At 36.9% G+C, this 14,764-nt stretch carries 12 protein-coding genes; 1 reads left to right on the top strand and 11 read right to left on the bottom strand.

Annotated elements, in window-relative coordinates:
* Positions 1-300: 300 nt before the first annotated feature.
* From WDA22_17570 to WDA22_17530, 9 genes are all read right to left on the bottom strand, one after another.
* Complete coding sequence (locus WDA22_17570) at positions 301-1,011, bottom strand: T9SS type A sorting domain-containing protein (protein ID MFA5835293.1); 711 nt, start codon at positions 1,009-1,011, stop codon at positions 301-303.
* Positions 1,012-1,199: 188 nt separating this feature from the next.
* Complete coding sequence (locus tag WDA22_17565) at positions 1,200-1,595, bottom strand: hypothetical protein (protein ID MFA5835292.1); 396 nt, start codon at positions 1,593-1,595, stop codon at positions 1,200-1,202.
* Positions 1,596-2,660: 1,065 nt separating this feature from the next.
* Positions 2,661-3,710, bottom strand: coding sequence for a hypothetical protein (locus WDA22_17560; protein ID MFA5835291.1), 1,050 nt, complete (start codon positions 3,708-3,710; stop codon positions 2,661-2,663).
* 1,096 nt (positions 3,711-4,806) lie between these two features.
* Entirely contained in the window at positions 4,807-5,616 is an 810-nt protein-coding gene (locus tag WDA22_17555) for a DUF5677 domain-containing protein (GenBank protein MFA5835290.1), read from the bottom strand.
* Positions 5,617-5,819: 203 nt separating this feature from the next.
* Positions 5,820-6,212 carry a hypothetical protein gene (locus WDA22_17550; protein ID MFA5835289.1) on the bottom strand — a complete coding sequence of 131 codons (393 nt, stop codon included), beginning with the start codon at positions 6,210-6,212 and terminating at the stop codon, positions 5,820-5,822.
* Positions 6,213-6,755: 543 nt separating this feature from the next.
* On the bottom strand, positions 6,756-7,268 hold the full coding sequence (locus WDA22_17545) for a TlpA disulfide reductase family protein (GenBank protein MFA5835288.1): 513 nt from the start codon (positions 7,266-7,268) through the stop codon (positions 6,756-6,758).
* Between the two features lie 197 nt (positions 7,269-7,465).
* The gene (locus tag WDA22_17540; protein MFA5835287.1) at positions 7,466-8,026 is read right to left on the bottom strand and encodes a hypothetical protein; all 561 of its coding nucleotides are present in this window, start codon (positions 8,024-8,026) and stop codon (positions 7,466-7,468) included.
* Positions 8,027-8,234: 208 nt separating this feature from the next.
* Positions 8,235-8,942 (bottom strand): hypothetical protein, encoded by a 708-nt coding sequence (locus tag WDA22_17535; protein ID MFA5835286.1) that lies wholly within the window; start codon positions 8,940-8,942, stop codon positions 8,235-8,237.
* Positions 8,943-9,138: 196 nt separating this feature from the next.
* Positions 9,139-9,477, bottom strand: coding sequence for a protein-tyrosine-phosphatase (locus WDA22_17530; protein ID MFA5835285.1), 339 nt, complete (start codon positions 9,475-9,477; stop codon positions 9,139-9,141).
* Between the two features lie 305 nt (positions 9,478-9,782).
* Between WDA22_17530 and WDA22_17525 the strand changes: the two genes are divergently transcribed.
* The gene (locus tag WDA22_17525) at positions 9,783-10,049 is read left to right on the top strand and encodes a type II toxin-antitoxin system Phd/YefM family antitoxin (GenBank protein MFA5835284.1); all 267 of its coding nucleotides are present in this window, start codon (positions 9,783-9,785) and stop codon (positions 10,047-10,049) included.
* A gap of 2,473 nt (positions 10,050-12,522) precedes the next feature.
* Here the strand turns inward: WDA22_17525 and WDA22_17520 are convergent.
* Positions 12,523-13,032, bottom strand: coding sequence for a hypothetical protein (locus WDA22_17520; GenBank protein ID MFA5835283.1), 510 nt, complete (start codon positions 13,030-13,032; stop codon positions 12,523-12,525).
* A gap of 862 nt (positions 13,033-13,894) precedes the next feature.
* On the bottom strand, positions 13,895-14,605 hold the full coding sequence (locus WDA22_17515; GenBank protein ID MFA5835282.1) for a hypothetical protein: 711 nt from the start codon (positions 14,603-14,605) through the stop codon (positions 13,895-13,897).
* Positions 14,606-14,764 lie beyond the last annotated feature (159 nt).

Raw genomic sequence — 14,764 nt, 5'->3', positions numbered from 1 at the left:
TTTCTGTTAAATCGTAATCAGCTAATGAAGACTTACGATGAACTGCTAATTTTGCTTTTCCTTTTGATGCGGCCTGCAACGACTGCGGCCTAACGGACTGGAGCTAACCTGCGTGGTAACGTTCCAGTGCGATTTTTGCATCCCGCCGTTTTTTGGCGGGACGCGCTAACGGGAAATGTTTTTAAATTGCTGATAACTATTTCTATCGTATGTTGTCATTTGAGAACACAACACTTAAAACTCAAAGCGCGTCGCGGTTACCACGTCAGGTTGAGCGACTGGTTAGCCAGCCAATAATAACTATTTTACTAACAGTGTTTTGATTGTTTTAACACCATATTGTGTTTGTAACCGTGCAAAATAAATGCCGGATGGTATTTGAGATCCATTCCAGTTAATCTCATTGCTTCCTTCGTGAACATAACCAGAATATATTTCAGTGACATTTTGACCAAGCAAATTAAACAAGTGTAACGTTGCAATTGATGATTTGGGAAGATTAAATCTAAACACTGTGCTTGGATTTGCGGGGTTTGGATAATTTTGTAAAAGTAATAACTCTTTGGGAATGGTTGAACCATCTGATATTTCTTTTACACCAAGGGTCATTAAGTATGCTAAATCCTCGGATGCTTCAAAATCTCTTTTCGTTCGATTACAAAGACCAGTTCGCAATGTATCAATGGTACCATAGCAATAAACCAAATATTTACCACCTTTAGTAAATCCATATCCACAAGCTGCCTCTGATGATGCTGTAAATACAAATACCGATTTACTATTTGTACCTTTCCACGATTTATCGATTGTAAATATTACCTTTAGCAATGGGAAACCGTATTGTGTTTCATTTTTTATTGTATCAACAACTCCCATAAACACAGCAGTTGCATTTTGAAATGCAATATTCGGCGGAGGTGGTGCAATACAAGAACATGCAATCGATTGGTGGATGTAAATGGTAATAAATATTCCAAAGAATAAAATAAGCCGAGTTGATTTAGGATTCATACTATGCCCTTTTTGGCTGGCTAACGGACTGGAGCTAAGCCGCGTTGTAACGTTCCAGCGCGCCGCGATTGTTTTTTAATTTGCTGATAACTGTTTGTATCGTAAGTTGTCATTTGAGAACTCAGCACTCGCAAATTAAGCGCGAGCGCGGTTACAACGTCGGCTTGAGCGACTGGTTAGCCCGCTTGTTATTGTTTAAGACGAATCTCTTTTTGAATTTCCTGTTCAAGTTTTAGCAATACTTTTGTTGACTTAATTTTCAATGCACTTTTCAAATACTTCATAGCACGATTTGGACTGTTTTGAACAGCATAATGGTAATACGCTGCGGAAACATATGCTTCTTGGAAGGTATTGTCTAAACTAATTGCACGACGATAACTATTCAATGCATCAGCGAGTTTCCAAGAAGCAGTACCATTAGAAAGTTGAATCAAATCACCACGAAAACACCACAATGAAGGATCTTGAGAATTTTGTATCAATAATCTTTCCACATTTTGCAAATCTTTTGTAGTCGCAAATCCTTTTTTGCGAACATTAGATTTGATTCTGTCGATTACTATTTTTTCTTTGTTTGGCATTTAGATAGCGGGCTAACGGACTGGAACTAAGCTGCGTTGTGACGTTGTGTCGCGGCCTCGAAAACACTTTTTGTGTTTTCGTTCGCTCTTCCGCTGTCCTATGTTATGTTCTCGTTTTTCAACTTTCGATTAAAACCCAAGCCGCGGTCACAACGTCAGCTTGAGTGACTGGTTAGGTGGCTATTTTGATTGCCGATTGAAAACCGCAACATTTGCAAACTTAGTTTTGCTGATTAATCGCAAACTGTTTTTAGAAACCACACAACTTTAATAAAAACACTTTTGAAATAACAGAAACTGTTTTTGGATATAACTACTTTTGAAAAACAGTTGAACTCTCCCAAGAAAACAGTTTTGATTGATTACGGTGCCGATTACTTAATTCCGTGATTCTTTCTTGTTTGAAAACACTTTCGCATTTAATCTAAACTCAAATGTTACGTTTCTTTTATAGCACGCCACCTAACGGACTGGAGTTAAGCTGCGTTGCAACGTTTTACTGCGGCCACGCGCATTGATTATTAATTTGCCGATAACTTGACGAATCGTATGTTGAGTTTAGATTTCACGACACTTGAGATATTTTTGAAGCCGCAGTTGCAACGTCAGCTTGAACGACTGGTTAGGTGGCATTTACATTTAATTTGTTATCAGTCTTATTGACAAAAACATTTAGTACTGATAAACCACAGCACACCGCGTACAATGTTAAATGTTTTGCATAAAATGAATATTGGAGTGTACAACCACCTTCCGGTGTGCAGAGATATGAGTAATTCTTGAATACTGTAACAGTTAATATTCCGTAAATCATTGTGACAAACGTAAACAAATATATTCCGTAGTTTATATTTATTCTTATTGCCGGAACAAACAATAGTAATGCAAGTAGAATTTCTATTGAGGGAATAATGTATTTGATTAATGAGATGAATGAATTTGGTATAAATGGCATAAAGAAGATTTCCATTGCGTATGAATCATTATCTAATACTTTAATGATTCCTTCGTAAAGCAAGATTGAAGCTATAATCATAAACAGAAAATAGGATACGTGTTTTGCATTCATAATAGCGACTCTGGTATCGTTAGATAACCTATCGTTGTTTCATACAACAATATTAACTGATGATCGTTTATCGATTGTATCTCATACACTTTTTCATCCTTTGCTTTAGGAACAATCCAACTTGACTTGTATTTTCCCGTTACCTGGTCATAAACATCTATTATTGGATCCGCATTTCCATTAGCCCTATTGACCTCAAGAATCAGTAAATAATTTCTAAGCACAATTCCGCTCATATTTGCTAATCCATAGCTATTAGGAGCACGACGAATTCCACCATCCGGAGTTTTCACAAATTCTAAAGGTGGTGATTTATCAACCGTTTCGGCTTGATAGAGAATTCTTCCCGAATCATTGAATGCAAAAAACATTCCTGCTTCACGAGCTATCTTGTAATTAATCCCATTATTTCCTTTAACAAAAAAACCATATCGTTGATAATAAGAGGCAGAATCTTTGAGCTTCACTTCTATATTTTTAACTACTCCGGTTTTGATGTTTACTATATTATAGTCATCAATAAATGAATATATCATTCTATTGGGTCCACCTATTTTTAAGATATACTCGTGTTTTCCTATCCGTAGATTCTCTAATATTTGTTTATCCGATTGGTACGAATACAAAATTGAATCACTATAATTTCGTTCAAAGATAAATGATGTGCGATCTCCGTAATTATCTTCGGAATTATAAATACCATATGCATCCACTTCAAATTGACGTTTGGCATTACCATTATTTGCAAAAGATTTTAGATAAACACCGGTGGAATCTAGTTCATCAATAGATTGATTGGCTCCACTTGGATTAATATCAATACCAATAATATATATTTTACCGTTACAGTAATTGAGAGAATAATAGCGTCTATTGGCTGGTAAATTGGAATATATTTTCTCTAATTTTAAACTTATGGCACTTATATTTCTGTCTGTTTCACGATAATCTTTTTTTTGCAATCCATAATAATACATCAGTCCTGCAAAAAGCATTGCAAGAAGAGTTAATGCTAATAGTGTTTTATTTTCATTATATGTTTTCAAGAAATGAATCCTTTTTGTCCATATCTCACATTTGAATTGAACTAATTGGACCGAAAAGTAGCACAATAAAATGCCACCTAACGGACTGGAGCTAAGCTGCGTTGCAACGTTTTATCGCGGCCTCGCAATGAATTTTGTGAATTGCTGATAACTTGTGCTGTCGTATGTTGTATCTTGATTTTTCAACATCAAATACAAAAAACGCTGCCGCGGTTGCAACGTCCGCTTGAGCGACTGGTTAGGCGGCTGATATTATATTTGTAGTTTGCCGAGTTTTGAAAACTTTTTTTTAAGCTGTGCGTTCGCAAACTACATACGATTGAGTTTTTGAGCCAACGGCGTGCGTAGCCAATTTTAAACTCGTAAAAACTTGAACCGTGTACCATTTTTCTTGATAAACTTGTTTGACTCCGCAAAATCTTCAATTGACGCACAAACACTGACTTACCAATTTACTTTTCGCCGTTGGCGACAGCCGCCTAACGGACTGGAGCTAAGCTGCGTTGCAACGTTTTATCGCGGCCTCGAAAACGATTTTGTGAATTGCTGATTTCTTGAACTGCCGTATGTTATGTTGTAATTTTTCAACTTTGAAGACAAAAATTGCAGCCGCGGTTGCAACGTCCGCTTGAGCGACTGGTTAGCCAGCTTGCGATAGTTTTTAGATTAAATATTTAAGTTGCCTGTTGTGAATCTTTGTTCTCAAAAAATTTGCTGCATTGTTCACATCGACCATTTTCGTCAAGTAACATGACAGGAAACATTTCTTCAAAGCGGTATTTCGCTATGTATCGATCGTACTCTGGTTTCCTTCCGTAGTGTCTACAAGTGGAACATTGAACTATCCACTTTCGACACCGAGGATCGGTTAGAAACCATTCAAGTGTTCTTGTTTCTGTGCGCATATAGTTTCAAGCTAACTAACGGACTGGAGCTAAGCTGCGTTGCAACGTTCCAGAGTGTGGAAATTGTTTTTTAATTTTAAAATGCTATTTCGTAACGTAAGTTGTATTTAGAAATCTCAACACTCAAAACTTTTGCGCGTCGGCGGTTGCAACGTCTGCTTGAGCGACTGGTTAGGCGGGTTGCATTTCTTTCAAATAGATGAGAAATAATTTTTATTTGATAGTTTAACTATTGCGCCAATATCGGAATATATTTTTAATCGATTTCCATCTGATTCTGGAGCAAATGATTTCAATATTTCTTCTGCTGAACCTACCAATAAATCTGTAAAAAGAAACGAATAAGCCAATGATTGTTTTATCGATTCATCTTCTGGGGTAAATTTTGTTTGCGAACCATTGCTGGTCTTTAAATAGTGAGCTTTGGTAAATGGCGTCGGATGTGCAAACACTGAGGTATATCTATAAAGATGATAGTACTTCAACCTTAAGGCAGGATCCATTCGACTCGCAAATGCTGGAGCAGACTTGAATTTGTAAGTGCCAGTCTCAACAGCTTCCACTAAATATGAATATTTTTCAGCAAAATGGTCCAAAGGTTCATTAAATCTCTTTGCAGTTTCAATTGCATTAGAATCATTGCGTCGCTCACCATCTTCACGAATCAGTTTTGTTTCTTTTTGCCAAGCTGAGTAAGGATCACCTTCCAATCGATAAACTCTCTCGAGTTTCTCAGCATCATTTTGTGCACCAAGAATCCATCGAAGATTGAAAAGCAATTCTTGAATTGGACGTGTAATAAGAATTGCTTCGGGAACAAAATTATTATCCAATAATATTGACGCCGCCTGTAAACTAGAAGAAGCCATTGAAAGCGATTGCATAGCAAATACTTCAACAGCCTGGTCTTTTTCGTGGAATTGGATTCCCTCAAATGCACTTGCGTATTCTTCTACTTTCGTAGCTAAATCCGAACAATACTTTGAATACTCTGAGTTCATGTTTACAATTCTTTCAACCCGCCTAACGGACTGGAGCTAAGTTGCGTGGTAACTTGTCCGCCGTCTTTTTGGCGGACGTTTTTACGCGAACGCGACCTTGATTAATTTGCCGATAACTGTTTGAATCGTATGTTGTGCTTAAATATTTCAACTTCGAATACAAAAATCGCGTTCGCGGTTACCACGTCAACTTGAGCGACTGGTTAGCCCGCAGAAAGACTTTTAGAAAGCCCCTCTTTCCACTTCTTCCCTTCTATTATTTCCAAATAATTATCCTGAATAATTGTTGATATCCATTTCACTTGAGCATCAACAGGAACAAATGGCATTAATTTGAAACCTTGCATCGCAACAATCTCAGTTAAAGTTAAGCTATCAGATACTGTCGTTAATAATTTTCTTATTTCAGTAGTAATTTCCAGATCAAATCTGTCTAAATACGTACAGATCAATTTTCGATTAATTTTTATGTTAGAAAATATAATGCAAGGTTCACGATCATAAATAGATACTTGATTATCGTACCCATAGGTTCGTAGGAAGTCAAATTCCTTTATTACGGCAACTAAAAATATTTCTTTGTCTGATAATTCCATGCCATTTTCTGCGGGCTAACGGACTGGAGCTAAGTTGCGTGGTAACGTTTTATCGCGGCCACGAAATACATTTTGTGAATTGCTGATTTCTTCCGCAATCGTATGTTGTGTTCTCGTTTTTCAACATTCGACTTAAAAACCAACGCCGCGGTTACCACGTCAACTTGAGCGACTCGTTAGGCAACACGCGAGCTTGTTGAACAATTGCCAACAATTATAACTGAACTTTCTTCTTTAAGCGACTGCTTATTTTGAACAACTTTTTCTGACTTCAACCCCAATTGTTGGCAATTGAAAGACGTCTGAATGTTGGTGGTGTATTTTTGTTTTATGCTTTTTGGGAATTACACCACTTTTGCTTCGTGTTGCCTAACGGACTGGAGCTAAGTTGCGTGGTAACGTTTTTACGCGAACGCGACCTTGATTAATTTGCTGATAATTGTTTGAATCGTATGTTGTGCTTAAATATTTCAACTTTGAATACAAAATTCGCGTTCGCGGTTACCACGTCAACTTGAGCGACTGGTTAGGCGTTTCACGGATTCATTGCTTAAGTAAGCTATTAATGGTGTTGGTTATATATTCAGCATTCATGGCTGAATATCCAATTCTATCAAAGACAACAACACCATTTTTATTAATTATAATATTTCTTGGAAAACGGTCGTCAAGTATTTTATGAATACTATCTGTGGTCAATGTGTGTTCATACTTAAATACATTTCCAGTCAAATACTTTTTCAAATCTGACTCAGTGTTCCTTGCAATAGCAATAAAACGAATACCTTTTCTTTTGTATTTAGAAACAATTTCGTTCAACTCAGGTATTTCCTCCTTACAAGGTAAACATGAAGTAAACCACCAATTCAAAACAACAATTTGACCTTTTAATGAATTTAATTTGAACGGTTTGCCGGATAATGGCTTCAACTGTAAATTGGGCAATTCTTTATCGACAAAATAGATCGGTTGTTCATTTTTAATAGAATCGGCAGGCGTATTCTGCGTATAAGTATATTGAATAAGTAGTAGAGTTATAATTATTATTGGTTTCATTTTTCGTATTCTACTATTTTGAAACGCCTAACGGACTGGAGCTAACCTGCGTGGTAACGTTTTTACGCGGACGCAATGTCGATTAACTCGCTGACTACTAAAAGTATCGTATGTTGTGTTTAGAATTTTCAACTTTGAATACAAAAATTGCGGCCGCGGTTACCACGTCAGGTTGAGCGACTGGTTAGGCGGCATAATTAGGTCTTGAAGTCAACGCTATAACCATTTGGCATAACTATATATTTATCATCCAAAGATTTGTATATATCTCTAAAAATACGTGCTGCTTTTAGTGTGTTTTCTAAATCGATTTCAGTATTAAAAAGTGGATATGTTTTTAAACCAGGATATTCAAACTTATTGCTGCTGGTAGTGACAATAAAACTTGTTTTAACTATTCCAGTATAGTTTAATATACCTTCGATTTCTTTATTCCAAATCGCAACGCTGTGAGTCATAAATTCATCAGGTGATAATTTGAATTTATAATCCTCACTAAAAAATATAACGCTAAAGAATCCTGATTTGAAGTATACCCTGTGTTCAACATTCTTAATCCATATTTCTTTTCTACTTTTATTAGTAATTTCAATTTTCACCAAATTAAATTGAATTTTTGTGGAATTGGTTGCCATTGAACTTTTATGATTAAATGTTATAACTTCCTGCAAACCTTGCCTATGATCATAAAATTGCCACAATAGTGATATTATTGCTACAACCAGCGCAAATAAAGAAATATAATCTGATGTCATCATATAAAGCCGCCTAACGGACTGGAGCTAAGTTGCGTGGTAACTTGTCCGCCGTCTTTTTGGCGGACGTTATTACGCGAACGCGACCTTCATTAATTTGCTGATAACTTTTTGAATCGTATGTTGTGCTTAGATATTTCAACTTTGAATACAAAAATCGCGTTCGCGGTTACCACGTCAACTTGAGCGACTGGTTAGGGCGCAAGAGATTTTACATTGGCAGAATATTAACATACAACGTATCTTGTTCATATTGAGTCTTAAATGGAACTTTAATTATCTTCGGCAATAAATTATTTTTATACGCTTCAGATTTGTAGGTAATAATAGTATTGATCGTTGTTGGATATTGCTGTGGTGGAAATATGTTTGTTTTAATTTTGACACTGCACCAGTTAGGAACTAATGATGAATCAAAATTGCATATTAAAGTATCTCTTGTCCCATAATTCCATATTGCGAAGTGTACGGTAGTGTCAATTAATAAATTGTAATTCTTAAATACTTCAATTGTGTCTGGAAACAAAAAATGAAATGGCTTGTGAATAATATAAAATGTATCAATAGGGTTTTTGGATGAAATGCTAAAATCTTCACTATAGCTTGTTTCACCAAAGTATTGATTTGGCAAAGCAACGATTTTATATTTACCTGCTGAGACATTTAAAAAATTACATTCACCGTTTGGTTTCGTAGATAACACCTGAACTGTATCAAATGTAGTATCGCGATATTTAATCAATTTAAGGGTAACCGGCCATATTGTTATGCTTATTGGATTCAACAGCACAATTGCTTTTACTGAACCACTTGTATTATCAATATTCTGATCAATTGGCGAGCTTGAATCCTTTTTGCAAGAGGATAAAATTATTAGTAGTGAAAATAAAATTACAATTAACATTTTGTAAATGGTCATAACTTCCTTCCTTGCCCCCTAACGGACTGGAGCTAAGTTGCGTGGTAACGTTTTATCGCGGCCACGAAAATACTGCTGTGAATTACTGATAACTTCCTGAATCCTAAGTTGTATTTTCATTTTTCAACTTTCGATTGTAAAACCGCCGCCGCGGTTACCACGTCAACTTGAGCGACTGGTTAGGTTGCAGGCAAACTTATATATTGACACTGTGTTGAATATGATATTCTACTCCTATTTTAATCAATTCGATCAATTCGGAGTCCATATATTCGTATTCGTCAGGAATATCTAAATTTTCAATAGGTGGTAATTGTAAATGATTATGTTTTCCCAGAATCCAAGATTTATAATTTCCTTCCATAACAAGAATTAGATCAGCCCACAAAATATCATTATCAGATATCTTATGATTACTTTTACTACTCATACCAGCTGATCTAACACTAATGCGTGAATCATTTCGATAAAGTTTTTCAGCTGTGGGACTTCGCCACTTGTTACGACCACAAACAAATAGAATTTTAGGTTTCACAAAATCAATTTGAGTTGAATGTTAATTAAAATCATCTTTTCATTAATATCGAATTACTTTCTTCCTGCAACCTAACGGACTGGAACTAAGCCGCGTGGTAACGTTCCAGCGCGATGATTGTGTTTTTAAATTAAAACTGATATCTCGTATCGTGTGTTGTCTTTAGATTTCCCAACAATTCCAGTTTAAGCGCGTCGCGGTTACCACGTCGGCTTGAGTGACTGGTTAGAACACACGCGGTTGACGTACTTGATTTTATCACTATTTAGTACTAATTTGTATTAACAATTAACCGGAATAACACCATGCCAATTATTAAATCAATATCGAGTATGCGAAACCGCACTCGTGAAATATCCACCCTTGCCCGTGAAAAGGACGAACCCATTTACCTTACCAAGAATGGCGAGGGTGACATGGTCATCATGACTATCGATCACTACGAAAGACTGAAAGCACAATCCGAGCTTTTCGAACAGTTGGGCGTTGCACAATCTCAGTCTGCCGCCGGTAAAAAGGGAATTACTCATTCCCAAATGATTGCTTCATTGCGACGTCGAGCCCATGTCTAAACAGTTTGTTATACGCTATCTTCCTATTGCTCAAGAAGATCTTAACAATATCTTCGATTGGATTGCCAAAGATAGTCCTGCTCGAGCATTGGCGTTTATTGATAAAATTGATAAACGAATCGGTGCACTATCTCAAGCATCTCACCTAGGTAGGGTCCCACGACATCCCAAACTGAGAGAATATGGATACCGAGTATTGATTCTCGACTCTTACCTTGTTTTCTATGTAATACACGATAAAGTCATTCAAATCCATCGGGTAATTCACGCCTCGAGAAACCTCGATCATTTAATTTAATCCCAAGGTATTTTTACAATATCATCTATACTTGTTCGTGTGTTCTAACGGACTGGAACTAAACTGCGTGCAAACGTTCCAGCGCGCTGGATTGTGTTTTTAAATTGCTGATAACTATCGTTGTCATAAGTTGTAATTTGAGAACTCAACACTTAAAACTCAAAGCGCGTCGAGGTTTGCACGTCATGTTTGAGTGACTGGTTAGCCCGCTAAAACTATTTTTTTGAAACGCTACACTGCTGGCGGCTGGCGTAAGCCATGTTGAATTGCACAACAACTTTTGAATGTTAATGAACTGTTTATTTGTTTTTTTTGATTTTACAACAAATCTCAAATTGAACTACAAAACTTGAGCAACATTTTATTTTTGCCGCCAGCAGAGCGGGCTAACGGACTGGAACTAAACTGCGTGCAAACGTTCCAGCGCGCCGGATTGTGTTTTTAATTTGCTGATAACTATCGCTGTCATAAGTTGTCATTTGAGAACCCAACACTTAAAACTCAAAGCGCGTCGCGGTTTGCACGTCATGTTTGAGTAACTGGTTAGCCCGCTAAAACTATTTTTTGAAACGATACACTGCTGGCGGCTGGCATAAGCCACGTTGAATTGCACAACAACTTTTGAATGTTAAAGATCTGTTTATTTGTTTTTTTTGATTTTACAACAAATCTCAAATTGAACTACACACCTTGAGCAACACTTTATTTTGCCGCCAGCAGAGCGGGCTAACGGACTGGAGCTAAGTTGCGTGTAAACGTTCCAGCGCGTTGAATAAAGATTTTAGATAAATTTTGTTGAGTTACTTTAGACATTTTTTAGTAACGATTCAATGACGTGTTTGTGTACACCCTCGAATTGTCCATTCTGGAACTAAGCTGTATATTCATTAGTCGATCCAACACACAAAATTTAGGCGCGTAGGCGGTTTACACGTCAACTTGAGCGACTGGTTAGGTAGCACAATGAGTTTTAGTGATTGTTTCTTTTGTTTTTACAAATGAATTTTGCATCTGAGCAACTATGCCGATGATTTTAGGTTTTTCAACTGCTGAGCAAGTAAAGATTCTGAATTGGAACAAACTTGAAAACTAAAATCTGGTTTTTTCTTAGTGATGACTTTTAACTTGAACTGTTTTGAAGCTAATTCGGCATTGTTGCGATGCTTCTTCCTTGCTTTTTCGTGGCGTTGAGTTGTTTTGCAACTGAACGCCGCGCCCGCAAAACTTGTTCGCTAATTTTGAGAACTTGCTAAAACCTAAAATTGAAAAGTAAAACTCAAAGAACAAATACAACTGATTAAACTGCTACCTAACGGACTGGAACTAAACTGCGTGCAAACGTTCCAGCGCGCCGGGTTGTAATTTTAAATTGCTGATAACTATCGCTGTCGTAAGTTGTGATTTGAGAACACAACACTTAAAACTCAGAGCGCGTCGCGGTTTGCACGTCATGTTTGAGTGACTGGTTAGCCTGCTAAAACTATTTGTTTGAAACGCTACACTGCTGGCGGCTGGCGTAAGCCACGTTTAATTGAACAACAACTTTTGAATGTTAAAGAACTGTTTATTTGTTTTTTTGATTTTACAACAAAACTCAAATTGAACTACACAACTTGAGCAACATTTTATTTTGCCGCCAGCAGAGCGGGCTAACGGACTGGAGCTAAGTTGCGTGGTAACGTTTTATCGCGGCCACGAAATGAATTTTGTGAATTGCTGATTACTTCCGCAATCGTAAGTTGTGTTCTCGTTTTTCAACTTTCGACTGAAAAACCCAAGCCGCGGTTACCACGTCAACTTGAGCGACTCGTTAGGCAACACGCGAGTTTGTTGAACAATTGCCAACAATTATAACTGAACTTTTTTCTTTATGTGACTGCTCGTTTTGAACAACTTTTTCTTCGACAACAAAGATTGTTGGCAATTGAACGATTTCTGGATGTTGTTGGTGTAATTTCGTTTTATGCTCTTTTTGAATTACACCACTATTGCTTCGTGTTGCCTAACGGACTGGAGCTAAGTTGCGTGGTAACGTTTTTACGCGAACGCGACCTTGATTAATTTGCTGATAACTGTTTGAATCGTATGTTGTACTTAAATATTTCAACTTTGAATACAAAATTCGCGTTCGCGGTTACCACGTCAACTTGAGCGACTGGTTAGGCAACAAGGACATTAATATGGAATAACAACAATTTGTTCTGGTAAATTATAATGAACACCTTCAATAACAGCATGCGTATCATTTTCGGTAACACAACTATTACACCCAGTCGATGTATTTGATGAATTTCTGTAAATAGTTTCACTTGGAGCAGGTAAACCAAAAAAAGCTGAAGTAATTGTTGGTTTGTCGACTGCAAACACACGATACGCTAAAGAATCTACTTTCCAAGAGGTTCTTAAGTTTAGAGCAAATTTACCAGTCGTATCAGTAATACTTTGACTAATGTTACCCCATGAATATAATTTAGTACCAGTAAATTCAATAATAGAATCTCTATTGTTGACGGAAAATTTGCCGACCAATATTACTTGAAAGTTTTGTTTTGGTAAATTGCCGAGTCGTTGGATATGTCCAGAACCCACAAATTTTGAATAGGGAATCGTTGGTGATAAGCTCACTACAAATTGAGCAACCATTATTACAGTTATAATTTTGATTGCAGTATTTCGTTTTAGCACGATGGTGTTCCCTTGTTGCCTAACGGACTGGAACTAAACTGCGTGCAAACGTTCCAGCGCGTTGGATAATGTTTTTAAATTGCTGATAACAGTTCGTATCGTAAGTTGTGGATTGAGGACACAACACTCAAAACTTAAAGCGCGTCGCGGTTTGCACGTCATGTTTGAGTGACTGGTTAGCCCGCAACACTATTTTTTGAAACGCAACACTGCTGGCGGCTGGCGTAAGCCACGTTGAATTGCACAACAACTTTTGAATGTTAAAGAACTGTTTATTTGCTTTTTTGATTTTACAACAGAACTCAAATTGAACTACACAACTTGAGCAACATTTTATTTTGCCGCCAGCAGAGCGGGCTAACGGACTGGAACTAAACTGCGTGCAAACGTTCCAGCGCGTTGGATAATGTTTTTAAATTGCTGATAACAGTTCGTATCGTAAGTTGTGGATTGAGGACACAACACTCAAAACTTAAAGCGCGTCGCGGTTTGCACGTCATGTTTGAGTGACTGGTTAGCCCGCAACACTATTTTTTGAAACGCAACACTGCTGGCGGCTGGCGTAAGCCACGTTGAATTGCACAACAACTTTTGAATGTTAAAGAACTGTTTATTTGCTTTTTTGATTTTACAACAGAACTCAAATTGAACTACACAACTTGAGCAACATTTTATTTTGCCGCCAGCAGAGCGGGCTAACGGACTGGAGCTAAGTTGCGTGGTAACGCTTTTACGCGAACGCGACCTTGATTAATTTGCTGATAACTGTTTGAATCGTATGTTGTGCTTAAATATTTCAACTTTGAATACAAAATTCGCGTTCGCGGTTACCACGTCAACTTGAGCGACTGGTTAGCCAGCATTAGTATTTATTAAATTGAATTTTATAAAGTATTTGTAAATATTTTTGATATAAAATTTCTTTTATTAATTGGTGTCTTACATCGTCAATTCTGTTAATACCTTGTTCCAATCCAAAATCATTTACCATTATTTTATTCACTTTCTTGCTAATACTATCTCCAAGCGAATTCATGGTTATTTTTATTTGTAAACTGTCAATGTAAGTATAACTATCAATCGAAGTTCCTATATTCGGTCCACCCCATAAGTGATTTCCGTATCTTCGATTTCCTACCATATGGTATTCATCAAAATAATCAGGTACGACGCCATTAATAATTATTTTCTTTCGGTGAAGAAACTCTTTTTCTGTTTGAGGTGGATAACTATCATCATCCATTCCGCCATTCGCAATGTATTCTATATAGGAATCTGATCTTTTTTTGATTGAGTTTTCAGTGGCAAACTCAATACGCATATTGATTTCATTATCAAAACTACCTTTGACGTAACTACCAATAGAAATGCTAAGAATTCGATTATCTCGATGGTATCTTGGCTTTCTTGGTTGGACGCACTTTGGATAAATAACCCTAATACCAAATTCCGAAATATCCATAAAATTCGTGGAATCATTTAAGGTCATTTCTTTAGGAAACTCATCGCCAGATTCGCTATTCTGTTGAGATAACGGAACTAAAAAGGATAGAACAATAAGCAATGAGATCATAAGTCACCTGAAAGATGCATTTGCAATGCTGGCTAACGGACTGGAGCTAAGTTGCGTGGTAACGTTTTATCGCGGCCACGAAATGAATTTTGTGAATTGCTGACTTCTTCCGCAATCGTATGTTGTGTTCTCGTTTTTCAACATTCGACTGAAAACCAA

The organism is Bacteroidota bacterium, from assembly GCA_041658205.1.
Classification (GTDB): domain Bacteria; phylum Bacteroidota; class Ignavibacteria; order UBA10030; family UBA8401; genus UBA8401.
Note: the sequence above shows the minus strand (reverse complement) of the source record. Positions and strands in the feature narration are given on the sequence as shown.

What these genes read in the sequence shown, in the direction of transcription:
- WDA22_17570 (MFA5835293.1), bottom strand. Translation starts at nt 1,011, where the DNA reads ATGAATCCTAAATCAACTCGGCTTATTTTATTCTTTGGAATATTTATT.
- WDA22_17565 (MFA5835292.1), bottom strand. Translation starts at nt 1,595, where the DNA reads ATGCCAAACAAAGAAAAAATAGTAATCGACAGAATCAAATCTAATGTT.
- WDA22_17555 (MFA5835290.1), bottom strand. Translation starts at nt 5,616, where the DNA reads ATGAACTCAGAGTATTCAAAGTATTGTTCGGATTTAGCTACGAAAGTA.
- WDA22_17550 (MFA5835289.1), bottom strand. Translation starts at nt 6,212, where the DNA reads ATGGAATTATCAGACAAAGAAATATTTTTAGTTGCCGTAATAAAGGAA.
- WDA22_17545 (MFA5835288.1), bottom strand. Translation starts at nt 7,268, where the DNA reads ATGAAACCAATAATAATTATAACTCTACTACTTATTCAATATACTTAT.
- WDA22_17540 (MFA5835287.1), bottom strand. Translation starts at nt 8,026, where the DNA reads ATGATGACATCAGATTATATTTCTTTATTTGCGCTGGTTGTAGCAATA.
- WDA22_17535 (MFA5835286.1), bottom strand. Translation starts at nt 8,942, where the DNA reads ATGACCATTTACAAAATGTTAATTGTAATTTTATTTTCACTACTAATA.
- WDA22_17525 (MFA5835284.1), top strand. Translation starts at nt 9,783, where the DNA reads ATGCCAATTATTAAATCAATATCGAGTATGCGAAACCGCACTCGTGAA.
- WDA22_17515 (MFA5835282.1), bottom strand. Translation starts at nt 14,605, where the DNA reads ATGATCTCATTGCTTATTGTTCTATCCTTTTTAGTTCCGTTATCTCAA.